We start from the raw sequence: 22,562 nt of genomic DNA, 5'->3' as shown, positions 1-22,562 counted from the left end.
AGTTGTTGATCACATTTAAACAATGAACTATGTTACCCAAATACAAACATGTAATTTAACTACAACGAGGGAGTTGGGTATGTTATCAGTGATTAAAAATCTATTCGTTCACGATAGAGACTACGCAGGTCGCGACATCGACCTCGTCATCGAACGCTTGGCGGCGCAAACGAAAACCGACCGTCACGCGTGGTCTTACTTACAAGACCTGTCCGTTTACGAAAACACCACCAGCGGCATGCGCGTGTATCCGCATGAAGTGGCAAAATACGCCGCATAAACGGCGCGCTCAGTTAAACATCGACATTCATATCTCAATAGGCCTCATCGCGAGGCCTATTTTTGTTTCCCTTGTTGCACAGTTTTCTTGTCAAAAGGTGACTCCTCGGACTACTCATTAAGTATCATTTCGTATAGGTTGTTATCAAAGCGGCGACTCAACTTATGAGTGACTCTATCGGTGACGCGATATTGCACATGAGCAGCGAGGCATCGCCCTAGACAGAAGTGTACCCATCGCATCTCTGACACAATCAGTGACTTGATGCGCGGTGTAATAAGAATAAAGTGGTTGTCTATGTATAGTATTTCGCTTTGTGTTCGCTCCAACACTCAGCTAGAGAAACATCTCGAAAAGCAGGAACTTGGCTTTTCTTCTGCGATTCTCATCCAGTTATTTTCCAGCCAGTCCCCTAAGACGGTTCAAGGGCTTTCTCGTACCTTGCACAGCAAATGGCCGGATGCGGTGATTATCGGCGCCAGTGCCCAGCACGTGATCCACGATGGGGTCATAGAGCGCGGAGCGACACAGGTTGTGATCACGCGATTTGATCACACCACCTTGACCTATGCATCAGCGCCAAACGCCAGCGGTGCACAAGGCGGAGAGTCCCTGTCTCACTCTCTGTCACTGAGTTCAGAGACCAAGGCCATACTCTGCTTCGTTGATAGACTGACGGCAAAAGGCAACACCTTCTTCCGCTGCTTTGACAACAGCGCCATCCCCGTCGCGGGCGGCGCCTCAACCATCACGGAGCAAGGCCGCTGGGTGCTGCTCAACGGCGAATGTTACCAAGAGTACAGCGTCGCGGTCGCGATTCACAGCCCTAAGCTTCACGTTTGGCGCTCAGCGTTCAGTGAGTGGAACGCCATAGGTCAGAGATTTAAAGTCACCCAAACATCCGACAACACCGTCTATACGCTCAACCATCAAAACATTACCGAGTTGTACCAGCGCTACTTAGCCGATGGGCAGCAACTGCCGCAACAAAAACTGATTGATTTCCCGCTCATTAAGGGCGACCCGACCCATCAAGATGTCTATCTACCGCAGTATGTGGATGAGAATTCGGGTTTGGTGTTTGATAAAGCCCTTAACGTTGGCGATGAGGTTCAGTTTTGCTATGTGCACCCCGAACTCACCATTCACCAAGTTCAAGACAGCGCTTACCACCTGGCTCAGCAGCAGCCCGATGCGATCTTTGTCTTTAACTGTACGTCTCGACTGGACTTTATCGAGGGCAATCAAGAGTTAGCGCCACTGCAACAAGTCGCGCCGACGTATGGATTTTATTGTATGGGCGAGCTCTACAAAGAGCAGTCCACTCAAGAGATTTTGCACCACAGCATGACCTACCTTGCCATGCGAGAAGGCGACGCCAGCGGCCCGGTACCGTCGCTCACACTCGATAACACCTCCAGTGTGTCGCCGCTGTTTTCGATGATCCGCAACGCGTTTGCTGATTTGGACACGCGCAATCTGCAAATGCAGCACAAAATTCAATCCCAAGCCGACGAGTTGGCATCAAGTTATCGCATTGACCACACCACAGGATTGCCGAACCGCTCTGTTCTTCGTCAACAACTGGCAAAAATCAGCGACGATAAAGCCCTGTTTACACTCAAATTAGCCAATCTCCCCGAAATCAATGAGAAATATGGCTACGCCATTGGTGACCGTCTGCTGATGCTGCTGACCTCTTTTTTCATCGACAATCTGGATGATGTCTTTGCGGACAAGGCCACCTTGTATAGCCTTGGCGTGGGTGAATGGGCGACGATTTTTACCCTTGATAAACAGCTAGACAGCGTACGCGAGCGCTATTACCGTGCCATCAAACAAATAGAACATTTCGATCTGGATCACCTGGGCATTGTGGAGACCGACCACATCGCCGTGTCCATCTGCGCAGGCGTGGTGTATCGCCGTGACTTCCCACATTGCAGCCCGGATGAGCTGTTGTTTAAATCGGTCGATGCGCGTCGCTACGCAATTAAACATCACCGCTATTTGTATAACGCCAGCAACTTGGTTTCTCAAGACCAAGAGCGTCAGGTCCGGTTGAAGCAATTATCTGTGGCGCACAGCGCCATCAATCAACATCAAGTGGTGCCGTTTGTTCAACCGATCTTTGAGGCAAAAACCCGCGAGCCAGCGTTCTATGAGTGCTTAGTACGCTTGCAGCATCAAGGTGAGATTGTCTCTCCTGGCTTGTTCTTACCGCATATTCAAGGTACGCGCCTCTACACCAAGATGAGTCGCCAAATGATCAAGTACACCTTTGCTAAAATGCGCGAGAATAACGATATCTTCTCATTGAACCTCTCTCCGCAAGATCTCCTCGACGACCGAACGCTGGCCCTTTTAGAACAAGAGGTGCATAGCCTTACTGACCCCAGCCGCGCCGGAATTGAGATCGTCGAGTCTGAGCAGATCCGCAACTTTGCGCGCATGCGTGAAGTGTGTGACCATTTTCGCGCCATGGGTGTCGCGATCATTGTGGACGATTTTGGCTCTGGTTATTCCAATTTGGATGAGATCATTAAGCTCGAGCCGTCAGTCATCAAACTCGACGGCAGTTTGATTCGCACCATAGACCAAGACGCCAAACAGCGAAAAATTGCCTCGCAGCTGGTCCGATTGTGTGAAGTGTTTGATGCCAAAACCGTCGCAGAGTTTGTGCACAATGAACAGGTATGCCAAATCGCCACGGACATTGGCATCGATTATCTGCAAGGGTTTCATTTAGGTGAGCCAAGAGCGCTGGATTAAAAGACGCTCAATAAACAAACCAACGCGCACCAAGTGATTAACTTGGTGCGCGTCTGTTCAAGGGTCTTTTATTGCTGCTCAGCGCGAATTCTCAGCACTTGTGCGTAGGTACAATCTCCGAGCATATCGTAGGCATGGAGCGCCGCCTGCCCCATGACGAAGGGATGAGGCTCGTTAGCCTGACGATTCGGTAAATCTCGCAACATTTTTTCCGACGAGCCATCACGTGTAGGGTGATTGGACAGGTAGATATCCACGCCAGCCTCTTTTGCAATCTCTTTAAAACGCTGAGCGGCCTGACTATAGGCAAGGATTCTCTCTTCATCCGGACCATAATTTAGCCCTGTTCCGCCCCACAAACTGACGATGTGTTGTACACCTTTGTCATATACCGGGAAAATTAGCGACATCGTACCCGGCGTGTGACCCGGAGTCAGATAAATGCTCACTGTCGTATCACCTAAGGAGATGGATTCACCGTCGGCTACTGTGATGTCACGTGATGGTTTCTTACCCCAACGAGGACTGGCAAAGTCTTGCACTGGCTGCTCCAGACGCGTCCACTCGACATCGGTCATCACCAAGCGTGGCTGGTAGTGCTCGACGAGGTATTCTTGACCACCATAGTGATCGCCATGACCATGCGTAATGAGCAAATACTTGATTGAATTGGGATCCAAACCCAACTCAATCAACCCCGCTTCAATATATTGCTTAGCTTGCGCGTTGTTATTTAACGCATCGACTAAGATAATGCCGTCACTGGTTGTGATGGCCCAACTGGATACGCCACCCGTGCCGATGTAGTAGAGGTTATCAAACACCTGTGTCGGTGGGATGGGTTCAGAGCGCCCCTTGCCGCTTTTCTTTTCTTTGCGCTTCTGTTCGCTGTTCACTGTGCGAATCGCCATATTTCGAATCGGCGACTCAAGATCGCAAATATTGGTCAAACCTGGAAACAAGTCGGCGTATTGCATGCCTTTTTGCGCATACTCTTGCGCGGTGGGTTCACTGGCATGGGCGCAACATGCCAATGCCATTAGAACAGTCGATGCAAGTACTTTCATTGGTTGCTCTTATCCTATTAAAAAGTGGTATTAACCGCTAACCAGTAACGACGCCCGTCTTCAACATAACCATACTCATCCACCGTTGTTTCTTGATCAAACAGGTTGTAAATGCCTGCCATCAACTTAACGTTGTCTGTCACTCGCCAATTTGCTCCGAGATCAACATAAGTGATAGACGGTGCTAATGTACGCGTGCTTGTGCTGGTAATGTTGTCTTTCTCGCGGCTTTGATAATTGACACGCAACCATGAGTTAACGTCATCGCGAATCGCCCAATCACCATTGGCAGAAATTAGATGCTCAGGTGACTGCACAAGCGGCAATCCGTTGTCCTCGTCATCGGTCTTTTTCTCACTGTGAGTATAGGTGTAACTCGCGCTGACTTTAATCGTGCGCGTCAAGCTTTTCGCCACAGTACTTTCTACACCGTAAGTGTTAGCCTCATCAATATTGACGTAGGTGCGATCACAGCGTCTGCGGTCGGTACAACTCGGGTCGACAAAGTCGTTTTCAATCTTGTCTTTAAACTCGCTATAAAACAGCGTGACATTCGCCGATAAATCCGCAGTATCAACAAAATAGAGGCCCACCTCGGTATTCACCGATGTCTCAGGTGATAGGTCTGCATTACCATACACATCGCAACGGCCGTTACAACTAGGCTGAGCCCAGTCTTCATCCATTTCTGTGAGTGTCGGCGCTCGGTAACCTGTCGATACGCCCCCTTTCAGTGTCCATTCAGGAGCCAGTGACCACACCCCGTAGACTCTCGGGCTAAAGTGACCATCAAAAATATCATTTTGGTCATAACGCAGACCCAAAGTCAGTGCAAAGTCATCCGTTAAGTACCACTCGTCTTCGGCAAACAGTGACCACTGCTTGTTTTTAGACGCCAGTGCGTTGCTGTCGTCCGTCAACTCTTTCTGCTCAAAGGATGCGCCTAAGGTCAAGTAATGTGCAGCAAGGGGTAAGCTCCACTGTGTGTTGAGTAAACTGTTTTCAATTTCTTTTTCAGCACCGTTGTTACGTACTGTTTCTGTGCTGATAAACGTGGTGCCACTGCCCCATTGATAATTACCCGAATGAGTCCCAGCCAGTGATTCACGTTGATATTCACGCTCAGCGACTTGTGACTCGCGTGACACTGACTTATCAAGCGTCGTGACACGCTCTTGATCATGCTGAGTGTATTCAACCGAAAAGGTATCTTCATCAGTCGGAGTCAAATGCACCGCAGCACGGTAGTTGTCGAGCGTCTTACCCGCATAACCACCTTCTATTTCATCCTCTTTTCGCTCTTGGTAAAGACCTGTTAGCGATACACTCAGCAGATCTGGAATCACTGGACCCGCAAGATACAACTGACCTTGATAGCCATTGCCTGAACGAGAATTCTCTTGCAGCGTCGTCTCCACTTGCAGACTGCCGTGCCACTCTTGGTAGTCTTTACGAGTGATAATGTTGATCACACCGCCCAGTGCATCGGAGCCATATAGAGTAGACATTGGGCCACGTACCACCTCAATACGCTCAATCGCACCCAAAGGTGGAAGCCAATCTTGCTCGGTAAAGGTACTGCCGTTGGTCTGCGTTTCACGACCAGACTGCTTACGGCCATCCACTAAGATCACGGTGTATTCTGAAGGCATACCGCGGACGGAAATATCTTGACCATCACCGCCACCGGTCACGGTCACACCCGGGATGTCTTGTAATGCATCAGTAAGATCCTTATAGGCGCGATTCTCGATTTGTGCACGGTCGATAACACTAATGGAAGCCGGCGCTTGAGTCACGGTTTGCTCGTAACCTGCCGCAGTGACAACTAGGGTTTCCATAGAAGAGTTGTCATCGGCGAAGGACGGCATGGATGTCACTGCCGCACTGGCGATCGCCAACGCAACAGGACGAAGAGAAAATGGGTAAATAGACATAATGGTATTTCTTAGACATATAATTGATAATCGTTCTCAATTTAATATCTAATGAAAATGATTCGCAACTACATTATCATCAATAATGGCGAATGCCATTATCCCATTTATGCATAACGATCGGCCTTTTTATGCAGATGTGTGCTCTACGTCAAACAGATCCTTAAAGATGCCGCGAACCCAAATACACATAGGGTCGTCATGAAAACGCTTATGCCAATACAAATAGACATGTTGGAACGCCAATCTCAACTCTGGCGGTACTTCTCTCGCAATCAGACGCGCATCTTGGCATGCACGCTGCGCGTAGGGGGTTGGCAAGTGGAAAATAATATCGCTGGTCGCCGCAATATCTGGAGCAGCATGAAAGTTCGATAGTTGCACCGGAATCGACAAGCGATTCTTTTTATCCACTAATCCAAGTTCCATAAATTTATGCTCGAAAGAGAGGGTTTTCTCGCCCTGCAACGAGATTTGACCAAAGCTACAGCCCAACAAATTTTCGGCTGTTAATGTCTCATTGGCCAGTGGATGCGATTTACTCATCAACAAGCGAAAATCTCGCTTGGAGACCAGTGCACGATAAAGATTTTGGTCGCCACTGGCGGGCTCATGTGACGAGAGTGCAAAGTGCACATCGCCAGCAATTAGAGCCTCAAAGTGACGCTGCGGCGTGGTATCCAAACTGACGATCATATTGGGTGCACGCTGCCGAATTTGTGCAATAACAGGCGGCATCAAAGTATTGATTTGCGGCTGCAAGCCAAAAAAGCGAACGGTTGTTTCGATGCTACTGGGATCAAAAGACTGCTTATGAACAAGCGTTTCCAAGCTATTGATGATGAGATTTATGTCTTGTTTAATGCTGTCGGCTTTGGTGGTTAACTCATAACCCGAATTGGTGCGCACCAACAACTCATCATCAAACAGCGTTCGCATTTTCTGCAAAGCTCGACTGACCGAAGATTGGCTGATGTTCATCGCCAAAGCAGTATTCGAAACGTGCTTCTCTTCGAGTAAGTTTTTCAAAATCAGCAGCGAGCTAATGTCGACCTGGGATACATTCATGCTTGGACAACTCTAGAGTCAAAATTCGTCTTAGTCCGCTAGGGTAATCTTTGCTAAGAGAAATGTCAGGAATAAATTGAGCAAACCATGACAGGGACACTCGCCCTCAAGAAGTCAATACCATTAAGCCCTGCCTTAACGCAGGGCTTAATCCGTACAGGGTCATCGCCTCGCCGGTTACTCACCAAAAACTAACAGCTCCGCCGCGTCATTCAATGGGTTGGGGGTCGATTGAGCAGCACTGTAGTGACCGTTGCTCTCTAGATTGGTTTGATTGCTATAACCGGATGTACACGCTGCCAGGGTTATACACGCCAAAATCACCGCTAATGTTTTCATCATTTGTCCCTCTTAATGACCGTCTTTATTGCTCCTTTTCAATCTAGCTAGTCCCGCCGATAGGCGCGAGTCGTTTTACCGAACCTTACCCTGCTTGACACAAAATGACAAAGCAAGGCGACATGTTAAGATTGGAGGGGGTTCTACCGCGCATTTTCACTCCGCTTAGCCAGCGCAATTCGCTCTGCCAGCTCAGCAAAACCAAACCCGCCGTTTGAGTCGGTGATCCACTGTGGCTGGTGATTAAGCTGACTCAGAACATGGCGAATGTTGTGCACGCCAAAGGTCGTCGATAGCCATTCGAACATCCCTTCATCGTTGAGCGAGTCACCCACGTAGGCGATATTTGACAACGCCGGAAGTTGGCCATGATTGTGCGCGCGAAGATAGGCTTCACTGCTGGTGCGCTTAGTGTGCTGACCCAACCAAGCGTTGATGTGAATCGAGCTTTGTGTCGCATTGACGACTTGCCCGTCCACTTCAATAGCGCGAATGTCAGCAAGCAGCTGTTCACACAGCGCTGGAGATAACGGAGTACGCTCTTGGCCTGTGTTGACTGCGACATCGCAGTAACGAAACGCTTGATCGCTGGCAAACGTTACGTCTGGGTAGTCACGCAGCCGCTCGGCAATACGCTCGATTAACGCTCTCTGCTGGCGCGTCATCTCATCCAAAGGCGTAAGTGTGTGGGTGATGAATCCACTCTCGCTGCGGCGCATCCAAAACGCGCCGTTTTCACCAATCACACCATCGAGCGGCCAGAGTTTGGCCATTTGATCGCACCATCCAGCGCAAGCACCCGTGACACCCACCACTTTCACGCCGACATCACGCAGCAGCGTTAACGCATTCAGCGTTTGCGCAGGCAGCTGTCCTTGCCAGGTTAACGTGTCGTCGACATCGGTGAGTAACCAGGTGATAGACGCGAGCGACGCTTGATTAGCGCTAAGCAACGAATCAGGCATTCACCACCTCTTGATGGCGGCCTTCGGTCAGTGAAATGCGCTTCGAGGTGTTGGCATCAAAAAGATGCAGATGCTCGGGTTTGATGTCGACACCAAAGCTATCACCGATGGCGATTTTGCTATGACCTTCGACCCGCACCACCAAACGCTGCGCCTCTTCGTCTAGCGTTTTACAGTAGAGCAAAAGGTCAGCGCCCAGCGCTTCAATCAACTCGACTTCAACGTGGAACCACGGGTTATCATCGCACAGCTGCAGGTGCTCCGGTCTGAGCCCTAGCTTAATATCGCCCAGGTTTAGCGATGCCGTCTCTAGCGGATAGAGCGCCTGAGCCAATTCAATACCATCAATGGTTACACTCGCATCAAGAATATTCATGGAGGGAGAACCAATAAAGGTCGCGACAAAAAGAGAGGCCGGGTAGTCGTAGATATCAAGGGGTGTGCCCACCTGCTCCACGTTCCCTTTGTTCAATACCACCAGCTTGTCGGCCAAGGTCATGGCTTCGACTTGATCGTGGGTGACATAAATCGATGTGGTCGCGAGACGGCGTTGCAGCTTTTTGATCTCCAATCTCATCTGTACGCGCAGCTTGGCATCGAGGTTCGACAAGGGCTCATCAAACAAAAAGACCTTAGGTTTGCGAACAATCGCTCGCCCCATCGCCACGCGTTGTCTTTGCCCACCAGAGAGTTGACCAGGTTTGCGATCCAGTAAGTGATCCAACTCGAGCATTTTAGCGGCCTCATTCACCAAAGCGTCAATCTCTGCCTTCGGTGTTTTTCGGTTGCGTAGCCCATAAGCCATGTTGTTGTAGACCGTCATATGCGGATACAAGGCGTAATTTTGAAACACCATCGCGATATCTCGCTCACTCGGCTCGAGCGCATTGACGATGGTGTCATCGATAAACAAGTCCCCAGAGCTGATCGCTTCCAGGCCGGCAATCATGCGCAGTAACGTCGATTTACCACAGCCACTTGGCCCCACTAAGACCACCATTTCGCCATCGTGAATGGTCAAATCGACACCATGAATCGCTTGGTATCCGTTCGGGTAGCATTTCGCTACGTTATTGAGAGTAAGTGTAGACATGAATTATTTCTCCGAATCAACCAGACCTTTGACAAACGCTTTTTGCATCGCCAGCACCACAATGACCGGTGGCAGCATGGCAATAATGGTCGTGGCCATAATTTTGTTCCATTCAATGACCCCATCGACAACACCCAGCATCTGCTTGATGCCCATCACTATGGTGTAGTACTCGATGTCGGTGGTGATCAGTAACGGCCATAAGTATTGGTTCCAGCCGTAAATAAAGGTGATGACAAACAGCGCCGCGATGTTGGTGCGAGAGAGCGGCAGTAATATGTCAAAGAAAAACTTAATCGGTCCTGCGCCATCTATGCGCGCCGCCTCCACCAACTCACTTGGCACCGTCATAAAGAACTGGCGGAATAAAAAGGTCGCCGTCGCACTGGCGATCAGTGGGATGGTTAAGCCATAAAACGAATTGAGCATGTTGAGGTTAGTGACCACCTCAAAGGTCGGCATAATGCGCACTTCCACTGGCAGCATTAAGGTGAAGAAGATCATCCAAAACGCCAACATGCGGCCCGGAAAGCGAAAAAAGACCACCGCATAGGCCGACAAAATCGAAATGGTCAATTTACCAAAGGTGATGCACAGTGCCATCACTAGGGAATTCAACAACATACCGGTAATTGGCAATGCTGTATTGTTGACTTGGCTTGCATTACTCAGCAGTTCGCTGAACACACTGAAACCTAAGTCGCCAAACCAAAGTGGCGTCCCTGTCGCAAAGGCGGTGTTTTCATGGGTGGTCGCCACCAGTGCAATCCAAACTGGTAGTGCAATCGAAACGATGCCAGCCACCAACACAAAGTGGCAAAATAGAGTGAATAAGGGTCTGCGTTCTACCATCAGTAAGCCACCTTCTTCTCAACGTACTTAAATTGGAACACAGTTAACGTCGCGACCAACACCATTAACACCACCGACTGCGCAGCCGACGAGCCTAAATCCAAACCAATGAATCCATCGTTGTAGACTTTGTACACCAACGTGGAAGTGCTGTTGCTCGGCCCGCCTTGCGTCATCGCATGGATGATGGCGAAGGTGTCGAAAAAGGCATACACAAAGTTAACGACTAATAAGAAGAAACTCGTAGGCGAAATCAATGGGAAGCTGATGGTGAGAAAACGCTTTACCGGCCCACTGCCATCGATGGCCGCTGCTTCAATTAATGAACGGGGGACGGACTGCAACGCCGCTAAGAAGAACAAAAAGTTATAGCTGATTTGTTTCCATGTAGAGGTGATGATCACCATCCACATCGCGTGGGAGCCATTGAGTGTCGGGTTCCAATCAACCCCTATCCACTGGAGGAGTTGGCTGGCCACGCCAATCGTTGGGTCAAAGAGAAACAGCCACAAAGAGCCCGCCACCACAGGCGCAACGGCATACGGCCAGATCAGAAAGGTACGATAGAAGGTACTGCCACGAACGATATGCTCGGCAAACGCCGACAACACCAACGCACTGACCAGCGCTAGCACCGCTACGCTGAGACTAAATTGCAGCGTCGTGAATAATGAATCGAGATAATACGGATCGTGAAGCAGCTTTTCGAAGTTTTCCAAGCCAACAAACTCACGGCTCATCCCAAACGCATCTTCCAGTTGAGATGATTGAAAAATCGCTTGCCCAGCCGGCCAGATAAAAAAGACCAGGGTGATCACCAGTTGCGGGGCGATCAGCGCAATGGGCAGCCATTTGTGTTTAAAAATAACAGGCGATGACATAGATAATCCAGATAGAAAAAGGCGGAGCACATTTGCTCCGCCAAACGAGGGTGTTACTTTTGCGTGCGCTCAAAGCGGCGCAATTGCTCATCACCACGGCTTACCGCATTGTTCAATGCTGTTTTCGCCGTCGCTTTACCAGACCAAACGGCCTCCAACTCTTCGTTGATGATATCGCGCGTTTGCAAGAAGTTACCAAAGCGAATGCCTTTGGAGTTGACCGTTGGCTCAACCGACGTCATCTGTACGACAGCGGTGTCAGTGCCTGGGTTCGCCTCATAGAAGCCTTGGCTCTTGGTCAGTTCATAGGCAGCCTTAGTGATCGGTAGGTAACCAGTAAACTGGTGCCAATCGGCTTGCACTTCAGGGCTAGAGAGATACGAGAAGAACTTCGCTACCCCTTTGTACTCTTCATCAGAGTGACCACGCAGTACCCAAAGCGAGGCTCCGCCGATAATGGTGTTTTGCGGTTTGTCGACCAGTTCCGCGTCATACGGCAGCTGCGCTACACCGACGTCAATGCCTTTCATGTTCTCTTTAATACCCGCCAGACCCGCCGACGAGCCCATGGTCATCGCACACTCTTGGGTGTAGAACAGTGGCATACCATCGGATTGACGACCGCCGTACTTAAAGATCCCTTCTTTTGACCACTCGCCCATTTTCTCAATGTGCTTCACAAACGCCGACTCATTGAACTTAAACTGGGTATCGAGTCCGTCAAAACCATTGCTGTTGTTGGCGACAGGGACATTATTGCGAGCACCGAAGTTTTCAATTTGCGTCCAAGATTGCCAAGTGGTGCTAAAGCCGCACTTAGCGCCCGATTCGATCAGCTTGCGTGAGACGGTTTCCATCTCTTGCCAGGTTTTCGGTGCCTCTGTAATGCCCGCTTTTTCAAACATCGCTTTGTTGTAATAAAGCACAGGCGTTGAACTGTTGAATGGCATCGACAACATTTGGCCTTCACTGGTAGTGTAGTAACCCGTCACAGCGGAGAGGTAGTTGTCTGGATCAAACGGCTCTTTGGTGTCTTCCATCAACTGGTAAACTGGGTAGATGGCCTGCTTGGCACCCATCATGGTTGCTGTGCCGACTTCAAAAACCTGCACAATGGCTGGCTGCTCTTTCGCACGAAATGCCGCAATCGCACCTGTCATGGTTTCTGCGTATGAACCTTTGTATACAGGTTTGATTTCGTAGTCATCTTGACTGGCATTAAAGTCCGCTGCTATTTCATTGACCTTTTTACCTAGCGCACCACCCATGGCGTGCCACCATTCCACTTCTGTTTTCGCTTGAGCTTGCGCACTCAGTAGTGCTGCGGTGACGGCCAAACCGGTCAGGTGTTTGATAGACATAATGGTTCCCTTATGTGAGTCTTACTTGCGTAAAGTCCTAGTGTGGTTAAACCTCAGCGGATGTTCACTTCTCTTTCACATTCGCTGCTTCAGAATTCAAGTGAACATTAATTAGCGAAAGTTACGCTGAGATGACACTTAAATGAACATAAATGAAACTAAACTTTCGGTTGAATGCCTGTTTGGGGTGTCATCAAACGGTCACATGAAGATGACAGAGTTCGTTTGAAACAAAATGAACATAGATAGTGAATAACAATGACAACACTCCCAACCCTTATCCCAACCATGGCCCATCGTGGCCTCTCTAGTCTTGCACCAGAAAACACACTCGTTGCGTTTCAGCGTGCCGTTGAATTGGGCTGCCAGTGGATAGAAATCGACGTCCAACTGAGCGCCGATGATGTGCCCATGGTGATTCATGACCACACAGTGAACCGCTGTACCAACAGCAAAGGTAAAGTGAGTGAATTGACGTTACAGCAACTGAAACAACTCGACGCCGGGTTGTGGTTTGCTGATGAGTTTGAAGGGGAACCAATCCCTACCTTAGCGGAAACATTGGCCTTGACCCAAGCGGCCAACGTCAACCTCAACATTGAGCTCAAACTCTACCCTCACACGGACATTGATCGCCTGTGCCATCACGTCGCTGAGGTGATCAATGAGATGGATATTGACCCTCAGACCCTGCTCTTTTCGAGCTTTAGCACCCATTCCTTGCAATGCATAAAACAATATCTACCCGATGTGCGCCGCGGGCAATTGTGGCAAAGCATTCCCTATGACGTGGCGTCGGTCCTGACTCAAATTGATGCCTACAGCGTGCACTGCGACTACCGCTTTTTGACACAGGCGCAAGCCAAAGCAATTAAGCAGATGGGTTATCAGCTCTACTGCTACACCCCCAACTTTCCCGAATTAGTTGAGCCACATCGCTTATGGGGCGTCGATATGATGATCACCGACGTGCCTCAGCGTTATACTCAGCGTAACGAAACTCACACTGGTGCCGAGCGCCACGCTATTCATGGATAATCTTTCACTCCGCCAACACGCGATCATTGAGCGCATTCATCAACAGGAATATTGTTCGATTGATGAATTGGCTCAGCAGTTTGATGTCACGACACAAACCATCCGCCGTGACATCAACGAACTGTGCAACCTAGGCTTGACCCGTCGCCATCACGGCGGCGTCAGCTTACCTGCCACCCTGAGTAACCGAAGTTACACCTCACGCCGCATGACGAATGCCAAGGACAAACGCGCCATTGCCGAGCGCGTCGTGCAGCATATTCCCAATGGTTGCACTCTGTTTTTGGGTATCGGCACAACCATCACCGCGATTGCAGAGCAGCTTGGGCATCACCGGGAATTGCGTGTGGTGACCAACAACTTTGAGGCGGCGCATATTCTCTCCCAGTTTGAAGAGGTGGAAACCTGGATCCCAGGTGGGCGCATTCGCAGTAACGATCGCGATGTGGTGGATGATAAAGTCGCCGACTTTTTCGCCCAGTTTAGTGCGGACATCGGTATTATTGGCTGCGCAGCGGTCAGTGATATACGCAGTGGCCTAGAGAATACAGAAGCGACGCAGTATGTGATGGAGCACGAATTGCGGGAGGCGCGTGTCAGCCAAGCGATATTGGCCCACGCAGAGCAACGTTGGTTAGTGGCCAACGACAGCAAATGGCAGCGACGCGCCAATACCAAAGTCGCGCCATTGGAATATTTTGATCGCATCTTCAAAGACAGCAAACAAGCCTAACCTGCTCTAGGTTTCACCCTCAAGATGGGTTAACGTAGAAACATTGTTTTGTTTTTTTCAGTTAACGAGGCCGTTAACTCATTGCAAGGAAAGCTATGGTCGAGCAGGTTGTTGGCATTCTTTTCCCCGTCTTTGCGTTGGTATTGATTGGGTTTTCTGTCGGGCGTTGGTTAAAACCAGACTTCAAACCGATCAACCGCATCAACATGGACGCTTTCACCCCCGCATTGGTGTTCTCCTCTTTGGTGGTGATGCCTCTCGATACCAACCAGTTGCCCCTTTTGAGTGCGTCACTCATTTCAGTTTTATTACCCGGGCTATTGATGATCCCAATTTGCGCCATCACTAAACTGCGCTTTAAAGCCTGGGCGCCGCCACATATGTTTCGCAACAGCGGTAACTTGGCGATCCCTCTTTTTACCTATACCTTTGGTGAGACGGCGCTGGCGCCTGCGGTTCTGCTGTTCGTGGTCTCCGCCTGCTTGCACATCAGTATCGGCTTAGCGCTGCTGAGTGAAGGTAACCCAATCAAACAAGTGGTCAAAATGCCGATTTTTCTGGCGGCCAGCGCAGCGCTTTTTCTCAACCTAAGTGGGATTGGCGTGTGGTCCCCTTTGTATGAAGCGACAGTGTTACTCGGTCAAGCCGCGGTACCCGTGATGCTGCTCTCTTTAGGGGCGCAAATGTGTCATATGCGTTTGAGTGGATTTCGTATCGGTGTGCTGTGCACGCTGCAATCCTTGTCGACGGGTGCAGTGGCGTTTGTCGTCATCTATTGGTTTGTGCCGCTGCCGACTTTGGAGCTGCAAATGATGGTGCTGTTTACCATGTTACCACCGGCAGTAATGAACTACCTGTTTGCCGAACGGTTTGGAGTTGAGCCGACGAAAGTGGCGTCGATGGTGCTGTTTGGTAACTTCTTCAGTTTAATCACGCTGCCACTGCTGCTGACATTCGCCTTATCTCTGGGCTAGCTAATTATCTCTACTAACTGGCTTTGACATGTCCAAGCGATGTAGAAACAAAAACAGCGGCCATTGGCCGCTGCTTTCACATCATCATTGATTACTTCTTCAGTTGAGTAAAGTAGTCAAAGATAACCGGTACGTCGTTTTGACCTAGGCCAGCGTCAACCGCTGCTTGTAGGCTCTTTGACGTGCCTTGAGCGATGAGAGACTCAGTGCCTAGCTCTTCACATAGCGCAAGGAAGTAACCAAGGTCTTTGTTTGCGTTCGCTACAGAGAAGCCCAGTTTTTCTTCGCCATCAACAGCGTAGAACTTACAGAACTGCATGAACGGTGAGTTAGATGGACCTGCTGACATGATATCAAACAGTTGTTGGCCGTCTACGCCTGCAAGCTTAGCAACAGCGAATGCTTGAGACATTGTCGCAACCGTTGTCATACCCATGAAGTTGTTAACAAGCTTAGTCACGTGACCTGAACCTAGTGCGCCTAGGTAGAAGACGTTTTCGCCTTGCTCGTCAAGAACAGGCTTCACTTTGTTGAATGTTTCGATATCGCCTGCTGCCATGATGTTCAAAAGACCATCTTTCGCGTGTGCAGGTGTACGACCTAGAGGTGCGTCAATCATACCCGCGCCTTTCTCAGCAAGGTCAGCACCAATCTTCTTAGTCGAAGCTGGGATAGAAGTACCAAAGTCGATGAGCGTTTTGCCTTCAGACATACCCGCTAGAATACCCGCTTCACCGTAAACCACTTTCTCAACCACTTCAGAAGTCGTCAGACATAGCATTACGATGTCACTTTTCTCAGCCAGTTCTTTACCAGACGTCGCTTCAGAGGCGTTGCCACGAGCAAGAACAGCAGCGACTGCGTCTTTGTTAAGATCCATAACGTTAACTTCGTAGCCACGGTTTTGTAGGTTCTCAACCATGTTGCCGCCCATAAGGCCAAGACCGATGAAACCAATTACAGGTTTAGTCATTTCAGACTCCTAAATGCAATATTGTATGATTATATGATGTGGTCGTAGAATAGCGCTCATGAGCGGCTAACGCAATCCTTGATTCAATAAAAATTGTGGCAAAGCCCTAAAATTGTGAACTCAATCAGAATGAGACAGTGTTTTAAAACACAAACATTGCCGAGCAAAAAGAAGAAAAAATCACACCAATGAATCGTAGAAAACGCTTATTTGTGTGACCAAATGATGGGAATTGTCCGCCTTTAGCGCTCATCATCTAAGACAGGTGACCAGTTTTCAGGATCGGTTAGCCGCGTTTCACTGGGCGATGCTTGCGCTCGAATGTCACTTGGGTTGTAGATAGCGCAACTCTCCATCGACAAACAGCCACACCCAATGCACCCACCTAAGTCCTGTTGCAGCGCTTTCATCTGCAAGATGCGGTGCTCAAGCAGTTGATGCCACCCTGACGCCATCACTTGCCATTCTTGCCGATTGGGCGCTTGGTGGTGTGGAAGGTGGGCAAACGATGCCGCGATCTCCTCCAAGGTCAGTCCAACTTGCTGAGCGGCTTTAATGATGGCAACACGTCGCAGCACACTTCGATGATATCGGCGCTGGTTCCCAGCGTTACGCCAGCTGAAGATAAGCCCTTTCTGCTCATAAAAATGTAACGCCGACACCGCCACACCTGAACGTTTAGCGACCTCTCCGACCGTCAGTTCCATCTTGACTCCTTAATTCACTCGAACGTTATCGACTCACATGAAAAATAACGCTTTACCTAAAGTTAACTTGAGGTTTTAGAGTAGCAGCAACTGATCAATATTGGTACACAGAAAGGAACACCACAATGACATTACACGGACGCAATAAGACCACTCCTTATCTAACCGGACGCTTTTTTGATGGCATTTCTTCTGGGCTATTTATGATGGCTCTACCTTGGCTCATGTTGCAATCGGACAATATGGGCACCTTTGTCGCCTTAGTGGCACTCACTTGTACTGGTCTCTCATTTTTCTTAACGCCCTTCTTTTCAACCTTGATTGACCGCCATTCACGCAAAACAATCTTAGTGATGGTCCAATGGGTGCAAGCCATCTGCGCCGCGCTGGTGATGAACCTGTCATACCACGGCATGCAATCCCCATGGCTATTGGCACTCGCGCAACTGGTGTTTTGGGTCTCGAGCAATCTGGCTTGGTCTACCAATAATGCGTTTACCCAAGAAAATTATGATCACCATGAGTACGCCGCAATTTCAGGACAACAAGAGATCATAATGCAAGGCACCACGCTAGGTGCTGGCGCGTTAGGTATTGTGCTCCTCGAGCAATGGGGAATTGTCGAATTCTCAGCTTTTGCCATGTTGGCATCCACATTAGCGGGTATCAGTTACCTGGTGACACCTTATCGACAAGCGTTACGCGCCGAACGTAAAGTACGCTTTTGGCAACAACTGGTCGAAAGCCGCTCCATTGTGCTTTCTGAACCACGCTTTTACGCCTTCTTGATACTTTCTTCTCTCTCCTACCCCATTTTGACTTACTTGGGAAAGTTGGTGCCGATCTGGTTTGCACAGCAGCACATTGCTGGGCACTGGCTCGCGGGCTACAACATGGCGTTTGGGATTGGCTCGCTGCTCACCGGACTCATCGTACACAAATTACTGACCCGTCGCGCATTACCCCGCACCATGCTGCTTGCCATGTCGTTCAGTAGTGTGATGGTGCTAGGGATGAGCATCTCATTAAGCCCAGCGGCCTTGCTTGTCTTCACCTTGTTATTTGGCCTTTTTAATGCGTTAAATCGAATCGCGCGAACGAACTGGATGCACCACACTATCTCCATCCATCAACGAGGCCGCGCCGACGGTGCATTGCAAATGTTTGCCACTCTAACCCAGAGTATGAGCTATGTGCTGATCGCTTTGCTCAGCCATGCGGATTGGATCGAACTGGGGTTCTTACTCGCTGCAATCACCATGGGCGGAGCGACCCTCGCCATGCGTTGGCTACTGACTCATGCACCAGAGTCCAGCGTTATGAACGCGTCTATTAAGAGAGGAGAGGTGTCTGCCACCGCAACGTGATCAAAGGTAATCAACACATGGCCGAAACTACCGATCATTTATCAGCACAATTGCAGTATTTTAAGGTGTAGATGTACCTACTCACGTTGTTCAATTGGATGTACGAGATGCCGATGCGGTAAAAAAGGCGGTCGATGAACTTCCAAGCGAATTTGCACAAGTGACCACACTGATCAATAACGCAGGACTCGCGTTAGCACCCGAAGGCGCTGCTGAAGTAGCGCTAACAGATTGGCATACTATGATCGAAACCAACTGCACAGGATTGGTCAATGTAACACATGCTTTACTTCCAACACTGATTGACATTGGTGAAGGTACGACAATCATCAACGTCGGTTCTATTGCAGGTCAATGGCCCTATCCCGGCAGCCACGTGTATGGTGCGAGTAAGGCGTTTGTCAAACAGTTCAGCTACAACTTACGTTGTGATCTCCTCGGGACCGGAGTACGTGTGACAGACCTAGCTCCCGGTATCGCGGAGACAGAGTTCACGTTGGTCAGAACGAAGGGAAATCAATCTGCATCGGACAACTTATATCGAGGCACCACACCCTTAACGGCACAAGACATTGCAGAGCATATGTTTTACATCGCTACGCTTCCAAATCACATCAACGTCAATAGGGTTGAAGTAATGCCGACTCGCCAAGCGTGGTCACCTTTTGCGATAGACAGAGACTGATTGCCCAGGTGTTATCCGTAGATCGCACTGCTCGTTCGACGACCGCTATGCTGGCAACTTAAGTATCATTGTCAGCACAGCTTTACACCCTGCCAAATTTGAAGCACCTCCAATGCGTGCTTCATGTATTCTTCAAACTGCCCGGCGTGTTACCATAACGTGACGCACCTCGCATTATGCTAGCTATTCGAGGACAAATACACGCTGAATGCCAAAGTTCAGCCACAAAAAAGTGAACAGCGACATGTCTAATACGACTCACGCCATTAGTACTTCCGAAATGGCCGAAAGTCCTACTCAAAACGGAGCACCGACGCTCTTTCAACAACTTCAACTGACGAATCCAACATTTCAAATGAGTAGCGCCTTTTTCATAGCCTTTGTGTTCTTAGCGCTAACGAATACCTCTTTACTCTCAAATTGGGTCAATCAAGGTTTTGCACTAGCGACCGAATACTTTGGAGCATTTTGGCAAGTTCTTCTGCTTGCAAACTTCATTGTTGGACTCTATTTAGCCGTATCTCGCAGCGGGAGTGTGCGATTGGGTGGACTGCTCACCCCAGAGATAAGCACATTTAAGTGGATCTCTATCATTTTATGTACACTACTGGCTGGTGGTGGCGTGTTCTGGGCTGCTGCTGAGCCAATCGCCCACTTCGTAACTGCCCCCCCTTTGTATGGCGAAGCGCCCCCTATCGAAGCCGCCATCAATGCTTTGTCTCAGTCGTTTCTGCATTGGGGCTTTTTGGCCTGGGCTATTCTTGGTTGCCTGTCTTCCGTTGTGTTGATGCACCTGCATTACGACAAAGGCCTACCACTCAAACCGCGAACCTTGCTCTACCCGATATTTGGACAACGAGCCATAATTGGTTCACTCGGAAACATCATTGATACTGCCTGCATCATTGCAGTGGCTGCTGGTACCATCGGCCCGATCGGTTTTTTAGGGCTGCAAATCAGTTACGCGTTGAATGCTTTGTTTGGTATCTCGGATGGATTTACGACTCAGACCATGGTGATCCTATTCGCCGTCGCTATGTACACGCTTTCTGCGCTTAGTGGTGTTAGTAAAGGCATTCAAATTGTGAGTCGATACAATATCATTCTCTCAGTAGTTTTGATCGGCTTCATTCTGCTGTTTGGCCCCACTCAATTTATTATTGATGGTTACTTACAAGGGGTAGGAGGTATGCTCGATAACTTTGTCGTGATGGCCCTCTATCGAGCAGACACAGACTGGCTTAGTTGGTGGACCGTTTTCTTTTGGGGTTGGTTTATCGGCTACGGGCCAATGATGGCCATATTTATCACTCGTATTTCACGTGGTCGAAGTATCCGACAACTCGTTCTCTCAGTCAGCATTGTCGCGCCGTTAGTGACGTGTTTTTGGTTTACCGCAATTGGCGGCAGTGGACTCGCATTTGAAATTGCCAACCCAGGCGTCATCTCACAAGCGTTTGAAGGCTTTAATTTACCTGCAGTACTGCTTGCTATTACAGATCAACTGCCGCTTTCGACACCGATTGCATTGCTATTTCTAATACTGACCACCACGTTTATTATCACCACCGGAGATTCCATGACGTACACCATCAGTATGGTCATCAGCGGAGAGAAAGAGCCCAACGCGATATTACGAGCATTCTGGGGCATCACTATGGGCTTAGTCGCCATCGCCCTAATCGCCATGGGTAAGGGCGGCATCAACGCACTGCAATCGTTTATCGTTGTGACTGCGGTACCCGTCTCTTTTGTTCTTCTCCCTAGCATCTGGTTCGGAAGAAAATACGCGCAAACCATGATGTATGAGCAAGGCATAAAATAAAACGCCTAAACGCTTTATCCAGTGACACTAATCCGTTGTCATATAAAGATAAACTGAAAGCGCTCCAATCGGAGCGCTTTGTTTAATTGATGTATTTATTCCCAATCAAGGATAACCTTCCCAGAAGCCCCGCTACGCATGGCGTCAAAGCCTTTTTGGAAGTCATCGACCTTGAAGTGGTGAGTGATGATTGGCGTCAGATCTAGGCCTGATTGAATCAGGCTTGCCATCTTGTACCAAGTCTCAAACATTTCTCGGCCGTAGATGCCTTTGATGACCAGGCCCTTGAAGATCACTTGGTTCCAGTCGATGCCCATGTCCGATGGTGGAATACCGAGTAATGCGATACGTCCACCGTGGTTCATGGTTTTAAGCATTGAGTTGAAGGCGGATGGATTGCCAGACATCTCAAGACCGACGTCAAAACCTTCGGTCATGCCAAGCTCTGACATGACGTCTTCCAGTTTTTGTTCGGCAACATTCACCGCGCGAGTGACGCCCATTTTGCGCGCCAGTTCTAAGCGGTATTCGTTAACGTCTGTGATCACGACATGACGAGCACCAACGTGACGCGCGACGGCCGCCGCCATAATGCCAATTGGGCCAGCGCCAGTGATAAGCACATCTTCACCGACAAGATCAAAAGAGAGCGCCGTGTGAACCGCGTTGCCAAACGGGTCAAAGATTGAAGCAAGATCATCAGAAATGCCTTCAGGGATCTTGAATGCATTGAACGCAGGGATCACTAGGTATTCAGCAAACGCACCTTCGCGGTTCACACCCACACCAATCGTGTTGCGGCACAGGTGCGTACGGCCACCACGACAGTTGCGACAGTGACCACAGGTGATATGGCCTTCGCCCGACACACGGTCACCAATTTCAAAACCGCGGACTTCTTGGCCAATCGCCACCACTTCACCCACGTACTCGTGGCCAACGACCATAGGCACGGGAATGGTATTTTGTGACCACTCATCCCAGTTGTAGATATGGACATCAGTTCCGCAGATGGCGGTCTTTTTAATTTTGATCAGGATATCGTTGTGGCCAACCTCAGGTTTGTCCACTTCCGTCATCCAAATGCCTTCTTCAGGCTTAAGTTTAGAGAGTGCTTTGATTTTCATTATTGGATGATCTCCATCTCACGGCCCACTTCAATGAAGGCGTCGATCGCACGATCCAGTTGCTCACGTGAATGCGCCGCAGACATTTGCGTACGGATGCGTGCTTGACCTTTAGGTACCACGGGGAACGAGAAGCCAATGACGTAAATGCCCTTCTCCAACGCGCGTTCAGCGAACTCTGCCGCTACTTTGGCATCGCCTAACATAATTGGGATGATCGCATGATCCGCGCCGCCCATCGTAAAGCCAGCCGCTTCCATACGCGCACGGAAATGTGCGGCGTTGTCCCACAAACGCTCGCGCAGATCACCGCTCTCTTTCAACAGGTCAAGCACGCGAAGTGACGCACTGACAATCGCTGGCGCGACAGAGTTTGAGAACAAGTATGGACGTGAGCGTTGACGCAGCCATTCAATCACTTCTTTCTTACCAGACGTGTAACCGCCTGACGCGCCGCCCATCGCTTTACCCAGTGTGCCTGTGATGATATCAATACGATCCACAACGTCGTGATACTC

Annotated in this window: 20 protein-coding genes and 1 pseudogene; 8 read left to right on the top strand and 13 right to left on the bottom strand. The window is 49.5% G+C overall.

Annotation, left to right across the window (positions count from 1 at the left end; translation table 11 throughout):
* Nucleotides 1-79 precede the first annotated feature (79 nt).
* Both AC6R1O_RS00105 and AC6R1O_RS00100 read left to right on the top strand, forming a co-directional pair.
* Complete coding sequence (locus AC6R1O_RS00105) at nt 80-280, top strand: hypothetical protein (RefSeq protein ID WP_334551694.1); 201 nt, start codon at nt 80-82, stop codon at nt 278-280.
* A gap of 297 nt (nt 281-577) precedes the next feature.
* On the top strand, nt 578-3,052 hold the full coding sequence (locus AC6R1O_RS00100) for a bifunctional diguanylate cyclase/phosphodiesterase (protein ID WP_500637705.1): 2,475 nt from the start codon (nt 578-580) through the stop codon (nt 3,050-3,052).
* Between the two features lie 68 nt (nt 3,053-3,120).
* Here AC6R1O_RS00100 and AC6R1O_RS00095 read toward each other — a convergent pair whose 3' ends face one another.
* The 9 genes from AC6R1O_RS00095 to ugpB all read right to left on the bottom strand — a co-directional run bounded on the left by AC6R1O_RS00095 (nt 3,121) and on the right by ugpB (nt 12,615).
* Nucleotides 3,121-4,119, bottom strand: a complete 999-nt coding sequence (locus AC6R1O_RS00095) for an MBL fold metallo-hydrolase (protein ID WP_500637706.1) — start codon at nt 4,117-4,119, stop codon at nt 3,121-3,123.
* 17 nt (nt 4,120-4,136) lie between these two features.
* Nucleotides 4,137-6,056 carry a TonB-dependent receptor domain-containing protein gene (locus AC6R1O_RS00090; RefSeq protein WP_500637707.1) on the bottom strand — a complete coding sequence of 640 codons (1,920 nt, stop codon included), beginning with the start codon at nt 6,054-6,056 and terminating at the stop codon, nt 4,137-4,139.
* 129 nt (nt 6,057-6,185) lie between these two features.
* Complete coding sequence (locus AC6R1O_RS00085) at nt 6,186-7,124, bottom strand: LysR family transcriptional regulator (RefSeq protein WP_500637708.1); 939 nt, start codon at nt 7,122-7,124, stop codon at nt 6,186-6,188.
* 177 nt (nt 7,125-7,301) lie between these two features.
* Nucleotides 7,302-7,466 (bottom strand): hypothetical protein, encoded by a 165-nt coding sequence (locus AC6R1O_RS00080; protein WP_500637709.1) that lies wholly within the window; start codon nt 7,464-7,466, stop codon nt 7,302-7,304.
* Between the two features lie 140 nt (nt 7,467-7,606).
* Nucleotides 7,607-8,428, bottom strand: coding sequence for an HAD-IIB family hydrolase (locus AC6R1O_RS00075; protein WP_500637710.1), 822 nt, complete (start codon nt 8,426-8,428; stop codon nt 7,607-7,609).
* The gene (locus AC6R1O_RS00070; protein WP_500637711.1) at nt 8,421-9,521 is read right to left on the bottom strand and encodes a sn-glycerol-3-phosphate import ATP-binding protein UgpC; all 1,101 of its coding nucleotides are present in this window, start codon (nt 9,519-9,521) and stop codon (nt 8,421-8,423) included. The genes AC6R1O_RS00075 and AC6R1O_RS00070 overlap by 8 nt, the downstream gene beginning before the upstream one ends.
* A 3-nt stretch (nt 9,522-9,524) precedes the next feature.
* Entirely contained in the window at nt 9,525-10,373 is an 849-nt protein-coding gene (ugpE, locus tag AC6R1O_RS00065) for a sn-glycerol-3-phosphate ABC transporter permease UgpE (protein ID WP_500637712.1), read from the bottom strand.
* Entirely contained in the window at nt 10,373-11,254 is an 882-nt protein-coding gene (ugpA, locus tag AC6R1O_RS00060) for a sn-glycerol-3-phosphate ABC transporter permease UgpA (protein WP_487901580.1), read from the bottom strand. Before ugpA ends, ugpE begins: the two co-directional genes overlap by 1 nt.
* Nucleotides 11,255-11,307: 53 nt before the next feature.
* Entirely contained in the window at nt 11,308-12,615 is a 1,308-nt protein-coding gene (gene ugpB / locus AC6R1O_RS00055; protein WP_334551685.1) for a sn-glycerol-3-phosphate ABC transporter substrate-binding protein UgpB, read from the bottom strand.
* A gap of 279 nt (nt 12,616-12,894) precedes the next feature.
* Here ugpB and AC6R1O_RS00050 point away from each other — a divergent pair, with 279 nt between their 5' ends.
* From AC6R1O_RS00050 to AC6R1O_RS00040, 3 genes are all read left to right on the top strand, one after another.
* Entirely contained in the window at nt 12,895-13,653 is a 759-nt protein-coding gene (locus AC6R1O_RS00050) for a glycerophosphoryl diester phosphodiesterase (RefSeq protein ID WP_500637728.1), read from the top strand.
* Entirely contained in the window at nt 13,646-14,386 is a 741-nt protein-coding gene (locus tag AC6R1O_RS00045; RefSeq protein WP_500632013.1) for a DeoR/GlpR family DNA-binding transcription regulator, read from the top strand. Before AC6R1O_RS00050 ends, AC6R1O_RS00045 begins: the two co-directional genes overlap by 8 nt.
* 95 nt (nt 14,387-14,481) lie before the next feature.
* Nucleotides 14,482-15,360, top strand: a complete 879-nt coding sequence (locus tag AC6R1O_RS00040) for an AEC family transporter (protein ID WP_500637713.1) — start codon at nt 14,482-14,484, stop codon at nt 15,358-15,360.
* 91 nt (nt 15,361-15,451) lie between these two features.
* Here the strand turns inward: AC6R1O_RS00040 and AC6R1O_RS00035 are convergent, their stop codons facing one another.
* Nucleotides 15,452-16,333, bottom strand: a complete 882-nt coding sequence (locus AC6R1O_RS00035; protein ID WP_334551681.1) for an NAD(P)-dependent oxidoreductase — start codon at nt 16,331-16,333, stop codon at nt 15,452-15,454.
* 242 nt (nt 16,334-16,575) lie between these two features.
* Nucleotides 16,576-17,040: a redox-sensitive transcriptional activator SoxR gene (gene soxR / locus AC6R1O_RS00030; protein WP_334551679.1), complete on the bottom strand. Its 465-nt coding sequence runs from the start codon at nt 17,038-17,040 to the stop codon at nt 16,576-16,578.
* Between the two features lie 125 nt (nt 17,041-17,165).
* On the opposite strand from soxR, the gene AC6R1O_RS00025 reads away from it, so the two are divergent.
* The 3 genes and pseudogenes from AC6R1O_RS00025 to AC6R1O_RS00015 all read left to right on the top strand — a co-directional run bounded on the left by AC6R1O_RS00025 (nt 17,166) and on the right by AC6R1O_RS00015 (nt 20,917).
* Entirely contained in the window at nt 17,166-18,407 is a 1,242-nt protein-coding gene (locus tag AC6R1O_RS00025) for an MFS transporter (protein ID WP_500637714.1), read from the top strand.
* 88 nt (nt 18,408-18,495) lie between these two features.
* Nucleotides 18,496-19,092 (top strand): annotated as a pseudogene (locus AC6R1O_RS00020) (SDR family NAD(P)-dependent oxidoreductase); the annotation flags it as partial.
* 244 nt (nt 19,093-19,336) lie between these two features.
* Nucleotides 19,337-20,917 (top strand): BCCT family transporter, encoded by a 1,581-nt coding sequence (locus AC6R1O_RS00015; protein ID WP_500637715.1) that lies wholly within the window; start codon nt 19,337-19,339, stop codon nt 20,915-20,917.
* A 95-nt stretch (nt 20,918-21,012) separates the two neighbouring features.
* Here the strand turns inward: AC6R1O_RS00015 and tdh are convergent, their stop codons facing one another.
* Together tdh and AC6R1O_RS00005 are read right to left on the bottom strand one after the other, a co-directional pair.
* On the bottom strand, nt 21,013-22,044 hold the full coding sequence (gene tdh / locus AC6R1O_RS00010) for an L-threonine 3-dehydrogenase (RefSeq protein ID WP_500626967.1): 1,032 nt from the start codon (nt 22,042-22,044) through the stop codon (nt 21,013-21,015).
* Nucleotides 22,044-22,562, bottom strand: a 519-nt coding sequence (locus AC6R1O_RS00005; RefSeq protein WP_500656262.1) for an aminotransferase class I/II-fold pyridoxal phosphate-dependent enzyme, incomplete at its 5' end; no start/stop codon positions are given. The genes AC6R1O_RS00005 and tdh, both read right to left, overlap by 1 nt.

This window comes from Vibrio sp. R11-SG3-ISO3-SZ, from assembly GCF_059834345.1.
This window is presented reverse-complemented; position numbering and strand designations above follow the sequence as displayed.